The organism is Paenibacillus lutrae (genome assembly GCF_009757775.1).
Lineage (GTDB): Bacteria > Bacillota > Bacilli > Paenibacillales > NBRC-103111 > Paenibacillus_F > Paenibacillus_F lutrae.
Genome location: NZ_RHLK01000008.1, coordinates 99515 through 113683, shown reverse-complemented (window position 1 = coordinate 113683; position 14169 = coordinate 99515). Strand labels below are relative to the sequence as shown.

Below are 14169 nucleotides of genomic sequence, written 5' to 3'. Positions count from 1 at the left end.
CCTTCCTCTTGCATGCGCCACCCTGCTGTCAGTTGCCGCAGGGACTGCTTCACAAGCAAGCGCGTTCTTAAGGGGAACGCGCTTTTTCTTATCAGCGCCCGCCCGCCTCAGCCCGTCGTACTCTACGACTTGAGCCCAGCCTGCCAGAGGCGTAAGTAATCCCTTGAACGAGCAGTCCGGCTACCATAAGCATCAGCAGCAGCATCATGCCGATCGTATAACGCGGCTCCGGTATAAACATAAGCTGGGTGCCGAGCATAATAAAGAAGATCGCGGCCAGATACCGGTAGCTTTTGTTGATAAACCAGCTCACTAACGAGCCCATCAGACCTGCCAGCACCAGCAGCTTATGAATCTTGGGCAGCATAAGCGCATACCAGCCAGCCACCGTTCCGGGATAATCCCCCATATAAATCCGATTCCAGAACATCTCCTTCAGTTTACCTACCGTAAACCACCGGATCCAGAGAGCCGGATCGTTCTGCAGTCCCTCCTTGATCCGCCGGATCGCTTCACCCTTCTGATCATTCGGATCAATGCGGCTCCAATCCAGCGTCCCTTTCATATAAGGGTCAGTTCCGCCAAGCAGCGGGTTCGCCGCCCCCTCTTTGGACAAAAAAATAAATTCCTGAAACGTCATCAGATTGCGTACCCACCAGGGCAGCATTCCTACTGCGAAAGCAAGCACACCCCAGCCGATTTCCTTGACAAACGGTTTGCGGTACTGAAACCAGAGGAAGATATAAGGCACGGGAGCGATAAGGAGAATATTAGGCCGGATCAGCACGGAAAGCGCCAGCAATATTCCGGCTATCAAGTGATCCTTACGCTTGTTTTCCTGAATAATCTTCACTTGATAGTAGACGAGCGCCATTAAAGAAGCCATGAAGATAACTTCTGTCAGGATTAGTGACGTCACGAAAATAAAAGGCGCGTATACGGCTGCCATCAAAGCTGCCACGATGCCCGTCTGCCAATTGAACAGCCTGTCTCCGATTTTATAAAGAAATCCTATTGCCGCTAAACTGATAAACGCCTGTAAAACTCTCACAACCATATAGGTCTGCTCGATATCCGTGTAGCCGAACACTGCTAAAATTGCGGTCAGAAATAAAGGAAAACCCGGTGTCACATATGTATTGGATTCCGTACTCAGATAACCGTATACCCCTTGTTCAATGATTTGCTCGGCCATCACGGTATAGTTCTTCTGATCGAACTCCAAAGGTTCATATTCGTTGCCAAGCACGTATGTAAGCCTCAGAACAAGCGCTATAATCAGGACAAACCAGATAAGTAATATTTTTACCAGCTGCACTGATTTCAAGAATGCGGCCCCCTTTACAAAATTTGTATACTCATAGACGATCCATATCCTTAAAAAGTTTCTTCCGACAATTAAATCGAGCCAGATTCTATCAATTCGCTGATTCCGCTTGTGTTCAGGGAGGATGACTATAGACACCTCCCTTGCAACATATCAGGACACGAATGCGCCAACATCTTCTTTTACAATGTTAGAACTGGTTACCAACTACATGGCCAACTGCATCATTGAGCAGCATATAAACATCTCCGTTGGTTAAGTTATGTTTATCTCCTATAAGATCAACGGAAGTTTTAGTAATCATCCCTTTAGCCTGAAGTAAAGTTTGGGCTTCCTCTAACGTTGCGTTTAAACCAATTGCTTTGGCTAATGTGAAGCTCGCTTGTTGCAGACTCAAAGGTTTTTTATCGGGTCCCTCCAGACCTTGCAGTGCTTCAGAAGGATTGCCTGTAAAATGAGATGTGTAAACCCTCTTCATATTATTTATTTGGTTAACCATCCTTTGAACATTAGAAACCTTGTCTAAATCAAAAGCTTGGTTGCCGTAAGAACCGTAAGCAAGTCCCATATATACGGCTGCCTTCAGCCCAGGATAGTTTTTGTGTGTCATAAAATCCGGCTTGGGCAATGTATAAGGCTTTATATCCATTCCTTGGTCATTCATTTGTTTATGCAGTTCAGCAATCAAAGGCTTCGATTCGGACAATTGGCGGAAGGTTATGTTATTCTCGCGGACAAGCTTGGCGGCAACGCCAGCAGCCTGGCCCTCTGCCATTCCCGTCGGAATGACGCGTGCGCTCCCATGTGCCAGCGTATCATAGCTGGCGGAACGCCCCACTACAAGCAAACCATCGACAGCTTGCGGTACGATACTGCGGAATGGAACCGCATAACGCCACGGATCAACGGGAATCGCACCGTGATCTGCGGGTGAAGTCTTCTGAATATCTGAGGGGTAAGAACCGAATGCGATCCGGTCCCACTGGTCGCGATTTTCCAGCAAGTCTATAATACTCAAGCGGTATAAGCCCTTCATGTGCCGTGTTTCTCGGACATATAACTCAGAAGCTATGCCATCCAGCTCGGCATTTTTAAAATCGGGGAAGGTATTTAAATATTTAACAACATTCGGGATTTCTTCCTTAGCGATATTCATTGCTTCCTTATGTGAAGCAGGGTCTAGGCCATCAATCCCAAAAATATGCAGCGCATTAATCAGAATTGTATCGTCATTCTGCCTGCCTATGTTCAGCCCTCGCATCATGGCACGTTCCTTGTTAAGCGGCACGTACCCTTTCATCTCAGCGCCATATCCCCACGCCGACATTTTATCGGTTCCTGTGCCTGCGTTCCCGTCTTCATTAAGCCGTTTGGAGATGAGGTTCCAAGCTTTGGCATTGATATTTCTCAAACGAAATACAGCGGTTACCGCCATTGAAGATTTGATATCCCCCAAGTCTTCGCGGCCTATTGTAAATTCGACCCCAGCCGCTGCACCGATGTCACCATCCTGTGTAGCATCAATCACAGATTTGGCTGCTATGTTATGTGGGGTACCGTCTTTCGCGGTCACCTTAATTCCTTCCACAACCGGATATTCCCCTGTCTTTTTAACAATAGGCACAACAAATTTCGATTCCATGGAAACATCGATGTTCTCCTCGGAGCTAACCAGCTCATAGAAGCTATTGGCTGCTGTCCGGACATCAAACGAATGGCCTTCTATTTGTTTGTACCATTCAGCAAATATTCCTTGATTTAAGTAATCCTGTTGATTTCCCGGCAGACTGGTGTCTGGCTTAACCCAGTTCATATCAATACTGTTCAATCAGCCTACTGTCATCAAGCCCCCCAGTACTTCACGGCTCCTGCTATCGATCAGCAATGTTGTGAGTCCATTGCGTGCCGCAGAGACAGCCGCACTAATTCCTTCTGGATCTGTACCGACCACAACTACGTCATAGTTATCCTTGAACTTCTCTACAGATACGACCTTCTTAAGTTCCTGGCGCTGCTCCGCCGCTGCAGATTTGACGGATATGTTGGATCCGTTATCTTCCTTTGATCCTTTGTTGTACAGCCAGCTTCCCCCAATACCGAAAATAACCACAGATAAGAGAGCTAAGAATACGATTCTGCTTCGCGACATACTGCACCTCGATTTGAATTTTTGAATATCTTGTACAAACAAGAATACTAGCTAAATCTTAAGGTGTCGTTTACAGCCACTTACGAACCGCTTAAGTAATTCTTAATGATTATTAAGCATTAGCTGAAATCAATGGAAACCTTGTTTCGAAAAGGGTTCTGCTCTTATTACTTTGAACGGATATTTGCCCCCCGTGGATTTCAATGATACTTTTAGCGATCGCCAGTCCCAATCCGGTGCCTCCTGTTTGCGAAGATCTTGATTTCTCAGCACGATAAAATCTATCGAAGATGTACGGCAAATCCATTTCAGGGATTGCTTCGCCATAATTAATAATTTCCACGATTGCTTCGCCATTGCTTGTTTTAATCTGGATATCCACGAATTTGCCTTCTCTACCGTAACGAATGGCATTGGAAATTAAATTCTCATAAGCACGTACCAATTGATTGGCATCCGCTTGGATGTAAACCATCTCATTATCGGAACCAAAACGGTAAGACATTCCCGCTTTAGTTAGCGCGGGTATAAATTCTTCTGCGAGCTGTTTTAAAAAACCGTTAATATTTATTGTGTTCGCCTTAAGAACCGAGGCATTCTCATGCAGGGATGTGTATTCAAATAAATAATCAATTAATTTTTTTAAGTTCTTGGTTTTTTCATAGGCTATATTGGTGTAATACCTGAGCTCTGTCTCATCCTTATAACGATCTGATTCAATTAATTCCAGATAACCGAGTATTGAGGTAAGCGGAGTCCGAAGATCGTGGGAAACACCGGTGATCAATTCATTTTTGGTTCGTTCGGCTATTCGCTCTTCCTCAATTGAATTTCTCAGTTTTCTTGTCATTTGATTAATATTATCCACGACTACGCCTAATTCATCTGAAGATCTTGCGACAATTTCGTAGTTGAGATTGCCTTTTGCGATCTCCTGAAGACCGAGCGTAATTTCTTCCAGATAGCCTATGATTTTTCTGCTAAATAAAAAAAAGAAGCAGAGAAACAAAAAAGCCCCGATGAAAACCATAACAGGAGTAGAACCTATGGTATTGACCACCCACCTGAGGGGATCTCTAAACGGCTCTATATAGATCAGAATCAGCATCACTTGATACATCAATAATTGTGTCGCTGCTGCAAGTACAATGCTAAGAAAAAAAACATAAATAAACTTCCAGCGCATGGTATCAATAAATTTATTTCTCATTTGCAGCCCCCCTTTCGAATGTTATTACTCAATGGTATACCCGATTCCCCACACGGTTTTAATATACTGAGGATTACTCGGTTCTTTTTCGATTTTCTCACGAATTTTGCGGATATGAACCATTACGGTATTGTTAGATTCCCAGAAGGGCTCGTTCCAGACCGTTTCGTAGATTTTCTCCATACTGAGCACGATCCCGCGGTTTCTTGCCAATACCTGCAAAATAGCGAATTCCCGCGGTGTCAGCCTGGCATCAATTTGATCAACAGTCACTTTGTGCGTTGCCATATTAATGATAAGGTCGTCAATAATGATCTCATTATCATTTTTGACGGCTGAAGCGTTAAGCTGCCTGTACCTCCGAAGATGGGATTTGACTCGGGCCATAACTTCAAGCGGACTGAACGGTTTGACCACATAATCATCCGCCCCGATGCTGAGTCCCGTTATTTTATCCATCTCCTGGCTTTTGGCAGATAGCATGATAATCGGCATTTGCTTCTCCTCACGGATTTTCATACAAGCCTCTATCCCATCCATCTGCGGCATCATTACATCCAGAATAATTAAGTCAACCTCGTGAGAATTTAATAGCTCCAAGGCCTCGGCCCCGTTGCTTGCTTTTAATAACTGGTAGCCTTCATTTTTTAGATAGATCTCCAGAAGATCGACAATTTCTTTCTCATCGTCAACTAAGAGAATCGTTCCACCAAACATATATAGCCCTCCCTATCCATTTTTCCATATATATCCTGTTACGGCACAGTCTTTAGAATAGCACATCCAAATAACGAAAGTCTTAGCATGCTGCCCGAATTCCTTCCTCACCTGCATCGCAAACTCCAGGGTCTGACAATCGTCTACACAACATAATGCTCACTAATTTCGTGTACTAGAAACATAAAATCCCCACAAACAGGAATTCATTCCTGCTTGCAGGGAGTTATACATGTCTTTACTCTATAAAAGTAAGATTAAACACCGCTTCCGCATTCCTTGCCCGGCAGGAGCTGCAGCAGCTCGGCAAAAGAGGAGATTCTAATGTCCGCTGAATCCAATTCGTTATCCGAACGGAATCCCGCATAATCACAACCGATGACTCGGAGGCCGTTGCCATGACCCGCTTCCACATCCGAAGAACGGTCGCCGACCATCCAGGCATGCTGAATGTCATGGTCCTCCAGCAGTCTTTTGACAAGATCGACCTTGGATTTGGTTCTGTATTCGCCCGCGCTGTACAATCCGGTGAATAAAGGGGCCAGGCCCTTTAGTCTAATCACTTCCTTCACGTAGTCCTCCAGCCCGTTACTTGCTACAAACAAGCGGATTCCTTCGTCATGCAAGGCTTTGAGGGTAGATTCCACATCGTCGTAAAGCATGCCTTCACCCTGCGCCAGACGCTTGTCTTGTTCAAGCGTAAGGAGCTCGTTGGCACGGTCTCTCACTTCAGCGGATGAATCCGGCAGCACTCTTTCCCAGATCTGTTCGAGAAGCATACCAAGCCCTCCCAGAACTCTTTCGTCCGGCGGCGTCGGCCCTTCATAAACCCCTTCTTCGCGAAGCGCATCAAAAGTGGCATGATAAGCTGGAAGCAGGAGTGTTTCTGTCTTGAACAACGTTCCATCGAGGTCAAAAAGCATGGCTTCGGGTTTCTCATTTCTGCTCATAGTTGTTCTCCACATCCTATTTTTTATTTTTAGCATCGCAAACCGGGGGGCGGCTTGTCAATGAAACGTCTCACATCTTTACCCATCGACAGCTATCCAAGCATGCCCCCAGCCACAGATTCGTGCACATAGGGAGCAGCGCAAAGATTACTGAACTTTAAAAGCCCGCAAAAGAAGATCTCTATTGATGTTCCCCCGAAAATATTTTAAAATGAATATGAAAATCTTTTTCTTCAAGAGATATATTTTCACTAAAATTTTTTCCAAGAAGGTGCGATTTCCCATGTCCAGTATTCTTCGTGCCATTGAGGAAAAAAAGCACGGGCTTAACCGTCAGGAACAGGTTCTCGCCATTTACATTCTGGAGCACGCGAATCAAGTTGTCCGGATGGGAATCACTGAGCTCGCAGAGCACTCCACCACGAGTCCTGCCACCATATCACGTTTCTGCAAATCTTTTCATTTCCAGGGATACACCGATTTCAAGTTCCAGCTTGGAGCCGAACTCGCCATGCAGCCGTCGGGCCAGTCCTATCAGGACATCGTAGCCGGCAATCCGTTGGACAAGATCGTATCGGCTATCGAAGCCAATCACATGCGCTCCATCGCAGACACGACCCGCCTGCTGGACCTGAAGCAGGTCCAATTGGCCGTCGACACCCTGCAGAATGCGCGCCGGATTGATTTGTACGGTGTGGCTACATCCGGAGTCGTCGCCCTTGATTTCTACCAGAAACTCGTCCGGATCGGCAAAAATGCCAACGCCTTGTCCGATCCGCACATGCAGGTTACGTCCGCTTCCAATCTGGTTCCCGGAGATGTCGCCTTTGCGGTCTCATACTCCGGAGACACGCCTGAGACCATACAAGCCCTCCGCTGCGCTCAGGAACAGGGGGCTACTACCATCAGTTTAACCAAGTATGGTTCGAATCCTCTGGCGGATCTTGCCGACATCCAATTGTTTGCATCGACACTGGAAGAAGGAATGCGCCGGGGCGATATGGCTTCCCGCATCGCTCAGCTGCATGTCATTGACATCCTGTTCACGAGTATGGTCAGTGAACGTTTTGACGAACATGTACCTCGTCTGGAAAGAACGTACCAAATGGTCCGTAAATATCGAAGCAAAGGGAGAGAATAGAATGATCATTCATCAGTTTAGCAGCCAGCAGGAATTAAACGAGGCAGGTGCGGGGATTATTGCCGCTCTTGTACAGACGAAACCGGATGCCGTACTGGGTCTGGCTACTGGAAGCACACCGATCGGCATTTACGAAGAACTGGTAAAAGCTTATAAAAAGGGCCGTGTCAGCTTCAAATCCGTCTCCACTTACAATCTGGATGAATATGTCGGCCTTCCCGTCGATCACCCGGAAAGCTACCATTCCTATATGAATCAACACTTGTTCAGTCACATCGATGCAGCTCCTGAACGGATCCGGATCCCCAACGGCAACGCAGCGGATCTGAAGGAAGAGTGCGCGAGCTATAACCGCGAACTGGAGGGAGTCAAGCAGGTGGACCTGCAAATCCTCGGTCTCGGACATAACGGACATATCGGTTTCAATGAACCGGCCGATTCTTTGCAGAACGGCACGCACCTGGTTGAACTCGATCATAAGACGCGGGAAGCAAATGCACGCTTCTTCCCTTCGATCGACGATGTTCCGACTCATGCTCTTACAATGGGCGTAGGCACCATTCTAAAAGCCAAAATGCTGCTACTTGTCGTACGCGGCGCCGATAAGGCGGAGATTCTTCACCGCGCGCTGACAGGTCCGATTACGACCCAATGTCCGGCAAGCCTGCTGCAGACTCACCCGAATCTGGTTGTTCTTCTTGACGCTGAGGCTGGGAGGTTGTTTCAATGAGCGCGTTAAACGGTAAAGAGCGCGTTCTCATCACCAATGCCCGTATTGTAACCGAGAACAGAATCATCGAGAACGGTTCCGTACTGGCCGTAGACGGACGGATCGAGCAGATATACAGTGCGGATGAAACCGCGCAGCTGGACGTTGCGGGAGCTGTTGATGCAGGCGGCAGTTGGCTGCTTCCGGGCTTCATCGATGTCCACGTTCACGGCGGAGCCGGCGCGGACTTCATGGATGCATCCGCGGAATCGCTGGATACGATCACACGTTTTCACAGCACGAACGGTACGACTGCGATGCTCGCAACTACGGTTACCGGCCCGCAGGAAGCTCTCGATGCGGCCATCACGGCAACCGATGCGTATATTCGCGCCGGAATGCCTTATGCACAGCTGCTCGGCGTGCATCTGGAAGGCCCCTTCATATCGCCGAAGTGGAGCGGCGCCCAGAACCCCGAGTATATCGCGCTGCCGACTACGGAATGGCTTAAGGACTGGCAGGAGCGCTTCCCCGGCGTCGTCAAAATGATGACACTCGCCCCCGAGCGGGAAGGGGCTCTTGAAGTGATCGAGTGGCTGAGCGGCAACGGAATCGTGGCGGCTGCAGGCCATACGGACGCTGACTATGATACCATTTCGCGTGCTGTCGATCACGGTCTCAGTCATGCGGTGCATACCTTCAACGCGATGACTCCGCTTCACCACCGCAATCCGGGTACGGTCGGAGCGGTGCTGACAGATCCGCGCATCCACGCGGAAATCATCGCGGATGGCGTACACGTACATCCGGCAGGCATTAAGCTGCTGACGATGGCCAAGACGAAACATAACCTCATTCTGATCACCGATGCGATGTCCGCTGCCGGCCTGCAAGACGGCAACTACAAGCTTGGCGGTCTGGATGTCATCATGACAGACGGCGTCTGCCGGCTCAAAGAGGGCAACTCACTGGCCGGAAGCACGCTGACGATGATCGAAGGCTTCAAATTCCTGGTCAACCGCGTCGGCGTCAGTGTCCAGCAGGCAAGTGAATATGCGAGCGGCAACCCGGCCCGCCAGATGGGTGTGGCGGATCGCATGGGCTCCATTCAGCGCGGCAAACAGGCTGACCTCGTGCTGATCAGCCCTTCCCTGAACCTGGAACGCGTATGGGTACTGGGCCGTGAGCTTTCCCTTGATTTCAAATAAACTATAGCTATAAAGAAGCAGCCTCCGTCCTCCACTGTCAATGTGGAATCCCGGAGGCTGCTTTTTATTGCGGGTTATGCTTTGATCACCGGCTTCACCAGCGGCGACGGCTCTATCCGTTCCCTTAACTCATCGTACGGGATTTGAACATGCGGTGAAGACCAATCGTGGCGGCGCCGATTGCCGCTCCGTACTCTTTCCATTGAGGCGCCTTCACCGGTGTAGGCACGAGCGCAGCCTCCGACTTCTGAATCTCCTCGGCCAGCTTGCTGAAGAACGCTTCATTCTGCGCGATCCAGCCGCTCAGAATAAGCTGCTCCGGACTCAGCAGTTGAAGCACATCGCCGCAGTACGCGGCTATGCCCTGGATGATCCCGTTCAGTTCGGACGCCAGCGGCTCCACGCCCCCTATGCCCAGCTCCACGAACCGCTGGATGATATGGGTAGGATCCATATCGCTGAAGTGATCCGGATACGACTCCAGCAGCCGTTTGGACAAGTATTTGGTGCTGTAGGGAGCAAAACTCTGAATGCGTCCTGCACGTTCATTCCGGCCCCTGTAGATCTGGTTATTGAGCACAAGCCCCGCACCGACTCCATAATCAATAAGGATATAAACAATGGTCTGCAAACCTTTAGCCGCACCGTTAAAGCGCTCGGCAAAGCCCGCAGCGTCAAGATCATTGACCAGATGCATCGGAATACCGAATTCTTCGAAAAGAAGAGTACGGAGAGGAAAGTTCTGGAGGCCCAGATACGTCGAGTTGACGATATTCTCCCGTTTCTCGTCGATACGGCCCGGAATGGAAATGCCCATCCAGCGGATAGTACTGAGCTGAGCAGACTGATTGCTGAGAAAAGAGCGAATCAGCTTGGGCAGCTCGATCCGAATCGTATCCTCGCCGAATAGCGGCTCGAGCCGCTCCGCTGCGAGCACCTTGCCCCGGAGGTTCAGCAGGACACAGCGCGCAGGCGCATTGGACAAATCTACGCCCAGGACGCAGCCTCCTTCCGCATGAATGTCCAGCAGCGTCATCCGGCGGCCGACGCCTGAACCGGCCGTACCGGTTTCACGCACCAGACCCTCCTGGATAGCATCCTCCATCAAGACGGAAACGGTCGTTGGGCTCAGCCTTGTCTTGCGGGCCAGCTCCACTCTGGAGATTGGGCCCTGCTCATAAATATAATTCAGCAGCAAAGATTTGTTAATCTCACGCAGCATCTGTTGATTGCCGATTTGGTTCATAGTTACCTACTCCCTGCAAAGCCATATTCTCATTCATTTTGTTACTCCTTTTCACCTACTTTGCAGTCTGGCTGTCTAAGATTTCACAATTGCAGGTTAAAGCAGTTCCCTAGTAAATTACACGGTCATTTCCTGGTCCCCGTTATGAGCTTTGCGCCGCAGTCCCTGCCAGATCAGAATAAAGCCTGTCATACCAATCAGCGAAACGCCCGCTCCGATTCCGTACATTTTGGCCGCCCCCAGTGTATCATACATCCAGCCGCCCGCAAATCCGGCAAAAATCCCCGAGACACCGCCCCAAGTCAGCGCAAAAGCCGCCTGACCCGAAGCTCTGAACTGGGAAGGAATTAGATGTGCGGTCAAATTCGTCCCGATGTAATAATAGCCTCCGAACGTCAAACAGTGAAAGAGCTGAATAAAGATAAGCTGGGCCGGACTGTCCACAACTGTCATGAACATCCAGCGGATGCTGAACAGCAGGCTGACCAGGGCTAAACATGCAAACATGGTTCTTGAATCTTTTTTGAGATAGCGGTCTAACAGCAAGAACACAGGTGCCTCAAACACAGAAGACAAGAATGCCGCCCACCCGATCCACGTTGCCGACCCGCCCATTTGTGTCAAATAAATCGAAACGAATGTAGAGTTAATGGAGTTCGGAACCGAGATCAGAATACCGAGCAGGAGCAGCAGGAGAAAGGTCCGGTTCTTGATTAGATTACGAAAGCCGCCACCGGGGATCGTTCCCACAGAAGCTGCCTGTTTGGGCTGTGAAATGCTAAACACGAACAAGAGTGAAGTCAGCAGGACACCGCTGTACAGCCACCACAAATTCTCAATGCCGATCTTCGTCAGCAAAGGCCCCGCCAGAACAGCGGCAAATGCCCATCCCAGGGATCCCCACAGCCGGAAAGTGCCGAATTTATAAGGCGTGTTCTCGATGGTGCTGAGAATCAGGCTGTTGCTCTGAGAAAAAATAGGACTTTGGAAAAAGAAATACATCAGCAGAACGACGTACAGCCATGAAAAAGACTGCAGATGAAAAACAGGCTGAACGACAACCAGGCTGCAGACGACGAGAACGATCAAGATCTTGCGGATGTTCTGCGTACGATCGCTCCAGTAACCCCAGAACGGATTCGCCAGAATAGAAACAAACGGACCGCCCGCCATCAGCATCCCGATCTGGAAGGGCGTCAGTCCATTTTTCAGGAATAGAAGCGGCAAGTAAGTAAATAAGAGAGAAAATGCGCTGTACAAAAATATTATGTACAGCTTAAACATTGTAAATGAGCGCCGGTCGGCGGCTCCAGTCGTCATGAGAGTATACTCCTTTATGATTCGGTTCGTAAGCGGGACGGGCTGATCCGTCATACCAGTTGGGGCCGGAAAAGCTGCCGCTCCCTGGCCCCCATGGTATTCTTATGGACCGCAGGGCCGTGTCAGCCTCTGACGGCTATGGCAGCCGCTTAAGCATCCATGCGCTCACTCTGCGGCTTTAGTGCTGCAGCCACTTCATCTACACTGACTTCGCGCCCGATAGCGTCTGACAGATACATGCCTTCGCTGATCAGCATCGTCTGCAGAGCAATATCTTTGGTCGGAAGAAGCTCGGTTCTTCCCTGCAGTACGGCAATCCAGTGCCTCTGAGAAGAGTCGTAGGCATCCTCGCCTTCACGAATCCGGTGCCAGCGCAGATCTGCTGCATCGACATCTATGCTTGTGTCCATGTCCATATCACAGCGCGTCGAGAAGTAGTGGAGCTTGTTCTCCCCTGGAGCACTGACAGGCAGGCGGAGGCCGCCTTTTGAGCCCAGAATGGAGCTTCCCTCGAACGTATTCATGTGAACCGCCCAGGATTCCACGATGTCCATCGTCATGCCTTTCTCAAATCGCACAAAACCGAGCGCCAGTTCCTCTACATCAAATCCGGACGATTCCCGGCGCCCTTGATCCATATCCATTTCCTGATACAACTTACCGGAAATACGCTCCACTTTGGGCATATCCAGCAAATACAGCATTCTGGAGATGTGATAGACGCCCATATCCAGCAGTGCGCCGCCAGCAGCCGTTGCCTTCCGTGTAAAGGCCGGTGTGCCGTAGCCGTCTACGAAAGGCCTGTTACGCCGTCTATAGCCGGTAGAACGGGCATGGAACAGTTTACCGAGCTCCCCGCCCTCTATAAGAGCTTTGGCTACCTTCGTGTCTTTCTTGTATAGGGTCGCAAGCTGGATATGAAGATGACGGCCGGTTTCCAGCGATGCATCGACCATGGACTTGCCATCGGCATAGGTGCCCGCGATAGGCTTCTCACAGTAGACATGTTTGCCTGCCTGCATAGCTGCAATCGATACCGGAGCATGGAGATTATTGTGCAGACATACATCAACGGCATCCAGATCGTCGCGCTCTAGCAGCTTGTTGTAATCGGTGTATACGTGAGGTATCCCGTACACTTCCGATACGCGGCGCGCCTCCGCTTCGTTCACATCACATACCGCGATAATCTCGACTCCGGGGATGCCTTTATATTCGTCCAAATGCAGTTTGCCGATTTGGCCGGCACCGATCAGACCGATTTTTACAGTTTTCATGAGAATTACGCCTCCTTGTGTAGGTCTTCTTCACTTTGCAGCAGCAAATGCTTAACCGATGCCAATAACCATTCCACTTCCGTATAAGGGTCCTTCATAGCATGGTGCTCAACGCCCCAATACCCGTCGAACCCGTTATTGCGGAGCATGCGGATCGTCTCGACAGCACCTTCAGAAGCTACGGCGCCCACGTCAAAATGAGTATGTACGGTCCAGGGAGAGATCATTTCATCCCCTTTATCTTTCTCTTGATCCCAGCGTCCGATATGAAGCAGGAAGCCGTAGGAAGGATGGTCCACTGCTTCTGCCAGCCGTTTCATTTCGGAAGGCACAAGCGAAGGGCCCATATGGTTCTCCGGCCCGATCATGAAGCCGTTCTCCTTCGCGATCTTGCAATATTCGCGGTAACGTCCGGCTACGTAATCAAGCTCCTCCTCCGAGAATGAGGACTGTCCGCGGCCGCCGGTGTCAATCCGTACAGTTTTAGCGCCCAGACGGATAGAAGCTTCTATATACTCCAGCGCGTTTTTGTGAAGCGCTTCCCTTTTATCGGGATCCGCATCCCACAGATGTGCCCCGTCGATCGCGATATTTACAAGCGTCATGCCTCTTTCATCAAGGCCGCGGCGGATTTTATTCAAGTATTCTTTGTCCGGCAGTTTGAGCAGCGGGTCCGAACGATCGGCAAACTGCCCGTTCCACAGATCCACCGTGCTGAGTCCGTAGCGGTACCTGACCGTTTCCAGATAGCCGAATACATCCATCGTTCCATTTAAAAAAGACTGATTGAATGAAAAGCCGCCAACCGACAATTTCATAAGATAAATCCTCCTCATAATTAATTGTTCCAGTGGACAAATTAATTAAATAAATGAAAAAGTGAACGGTGTCCACTTTGTTTTGATCTTAAACCCG

General features: G+C 49.5%; 11 protein-coding genes and 1 pseudogene. 3 read left to right on the top strand and 9 right to left on the bottom strand.

The window, feature by feature from the left end:
- Nucleotides 1–91: 91 nt before the first annotated feature.
- The 5 genes and pseudogenes from EDM21_RS15320 to EDM21_RS15300 all read right to left on the bottom strand — a co-directional run bounded on the left by EDM21_RS15320 (nt 92) and on the right by EDM21_RS15300 (nt 6353).
- Entirely contained in the window at nt 92–1318 is a 1227-nt protein-coding gene (locus tag EDM21_RS15320) for an ArnT family glycosyltransferase (protein ID WP_338043997.1), read from the bottom strand.
- A gap of 199 nt (nt 1319–1517) precedes the next feature.
- A pseudogene (locus tag EDM21_RS15315) lies at nt 1518–3476 on the bottom strand (FAD-dependent oxidoreductase).
- A 112-nt stretch (nt 3477–3588) separates the two neighbouring features.
- On the bottom strand, nt 3589–4686 hold the full coding sequence (locus EDM21_RS15310) for a sensor histidine kinase (RefSeq protein WP_157336758.1): 1098 nt from the start codon (nt 4684–4686) through the stop codon (nt 3589–3591).
- 24 nt (nt 4687–4710) lie between these two features.
- Complete coding sequence (locus EDM21_RS15305) at nt 4711–5403, bottom strand: response regulator transcription factor (protein ID WP_157336756.1); 693 nt, start codon at nt 5401–5403, stop codon at nt 4711–4713.
- A 257-nt stretch (nt 5404–5660) separates the two neighbouring features.
- The gene (locus tag EDM21_RS15300) at nt 5661–6353 is read right to left on the bottom strand and encodes an HAD family hydrolase (protein WP_157336754.1); all 693 of its coding nucleotides are present in this window, start codon (nt 6351–6353) and stop codon (nt 5661–5663) included.
- Nucleotides 6354–6636: 283 nt separating this feature from the next.
- Here EDM21_RS15300 and EDM21_RS15295 point away from each other — a divergent pair, with 283 nt between their 5' ends.
- From EDM21_RS15295 to nagA, 3 genes are read left to right on the top strand one after another with little or no spacing between them, the layout of a single operon-like run.
- Complete coding sequence (locus EDM21_RS15295; protein WP_157336752.1) at nt 6637–7494, top strand: MurR/RpiR family transcriptional regulator; 858 nt, start codon at nt 6637–6639, stop codon at nt 7492–7494.
- A gap of 1 nt (nt 7495) precedes the next feature.
- Nucleotides 7496–8224, top strand: a complete 729-nt coding sequence (nagB, locus tag EDM21_RS15290) for a glucosamine-6-phosphate deaminase (RefSeq protein ID WP_157336750.1) — start codon at nt 7496–7498, stop codon at nt 8222–8224.
- On the top strand, nt 8221–9411 hold the full coding sequence (gene nagA / locus EDM21_RS15285; RefSeq protein ID WP_157336748.1) for an N-acetylglucosamine-6-phosphate deacetylase: 1191 nt from the start codon (nt 8221–8223) through the stop codon (nt 9409–9411). The genes nagB and nagA overlap by 4 nt, the downstream gene beginning before the upstream one ends.
- A gap of 124 nt (nt 9412–9535) precedes the next feature.
- Here the strand turns inward: nagA and EDM21_RS15280 are convergent, their stop codons facing one another.
- From EDM21_RS15280 to EDM21_RS15265, 4 genes are all read right to left on the bottom strand, one after another.
- Entirely contained in the window at nt 9536–10657 is a 1122-nt protein-coding gene (locus tag EDM21_RS15280) for an ROK family transcriptional regulator (RefSeq protein WP_157336746.1), read from the bottom strand.
- Nucleotides 10658–10774: 117 nt separating this feature from the next.
- Nucleotides 10775–11977, bottom strand: coding sequence for an MFS transporter (locus EDM21_RS15275; protein ID WP_157336744.1), 1203 nt, complete (start codon nt 11975–11977; stop codon nt 10775–10777).
- 149 nt (nt 11978–12126) lie between these two features.
- On the bottom strand, nt 12127–13254 hold the full coding sequence (locus EDM21_RS15270; protein ID WP_157336742.1) for a Gfo/Idh/MocA family protein: 1128 nt from the start codon (nt 13252–13254) through the stop codon (nt 12127–12129).
- A 5-nt stretch (nt 13255–13259) separates the two neighbouring features.
- Complete coding sequence (locus EDM21_RS15265) at nt 13260–14072, bottom strand: sugar phosphate isomerase/epimerase family protein (RefSeq protein WP_157336740.1); 813 nt, start codon at nt 14070–14072, stop codon at nt 13260–13262.
- Nucleotides 14073–14169 lie beyond the last annotated feature (97 nt).

Coding starts and splice junctions, on each gene's coding strand:
- EDM21_RS15310 (WP_157336758.1), bottom strand. CDS start 4,686: ATGAGAAATAAATTTATTGATACCATGCGCTGGAAGTTTATTTATGTT.
- EDM21_RS15305 (WP_157336756.1), bottom strand. CDS start 5,403: ATGTTTGGTGGAACGATTCTCTTAGTTGACGATGAGAAAGAAATTGTC.
- EDM21_RS15300 (WP_157336754.1), bottom strand. CDS start 6,353: ATGAGCAGAAATGAGAAACCCGAAGCCATGCTTTTTGACCTCGATGGA.
- EDM21_RS15295 (WP_157336752.1), top strand. CDS start 6,637: ATGTCCAGTATTCTTCGTGCCATTGAGGAAAAAAAGCACGGGCTTAAC.
- nagB (WP_157336750.1), top strand. CDS start 7,496: ATGATCATTCATCAGTTTAGCAGCCAGCAGGAATTAAACGAGGCAGGT.
- nagA (WP_157336748.1), top strand. CDS start 8,221: ATGAGCGCGTTAAACGGTAAAGAGCGCGTTCTCATCACCAATGCCCGT.
- EDM21_RS15280 (WP_157336746.1), bottom strand. CDS start 10,657: ATGAACCAAATCGGCAATCAACAGATGCTGCGTGAGATTAACAAATCT.
- EDM21_RS15275 (WP_157336744.1), bottom strand. CDS start 11,977: ATGACGACTGGAGCCGCCGACCGGCGCTCATTTACAATGTTTAAGCTG.
- EDM21_RS15270 (WP_157336742.1), bottom strand. CDS start 13,254: ATGAAAACTGTAAAAATCGGTCTGATCGGTGCCGGCCAAATCGGCAAA.
- EDM21_RS15265 (WP_157336740.1), bottom strand. CDS start 14,072: ATGAAATTGTCGGTTGGCGGCTTTTCATTCAATCAGTCTTTTTTAAAT.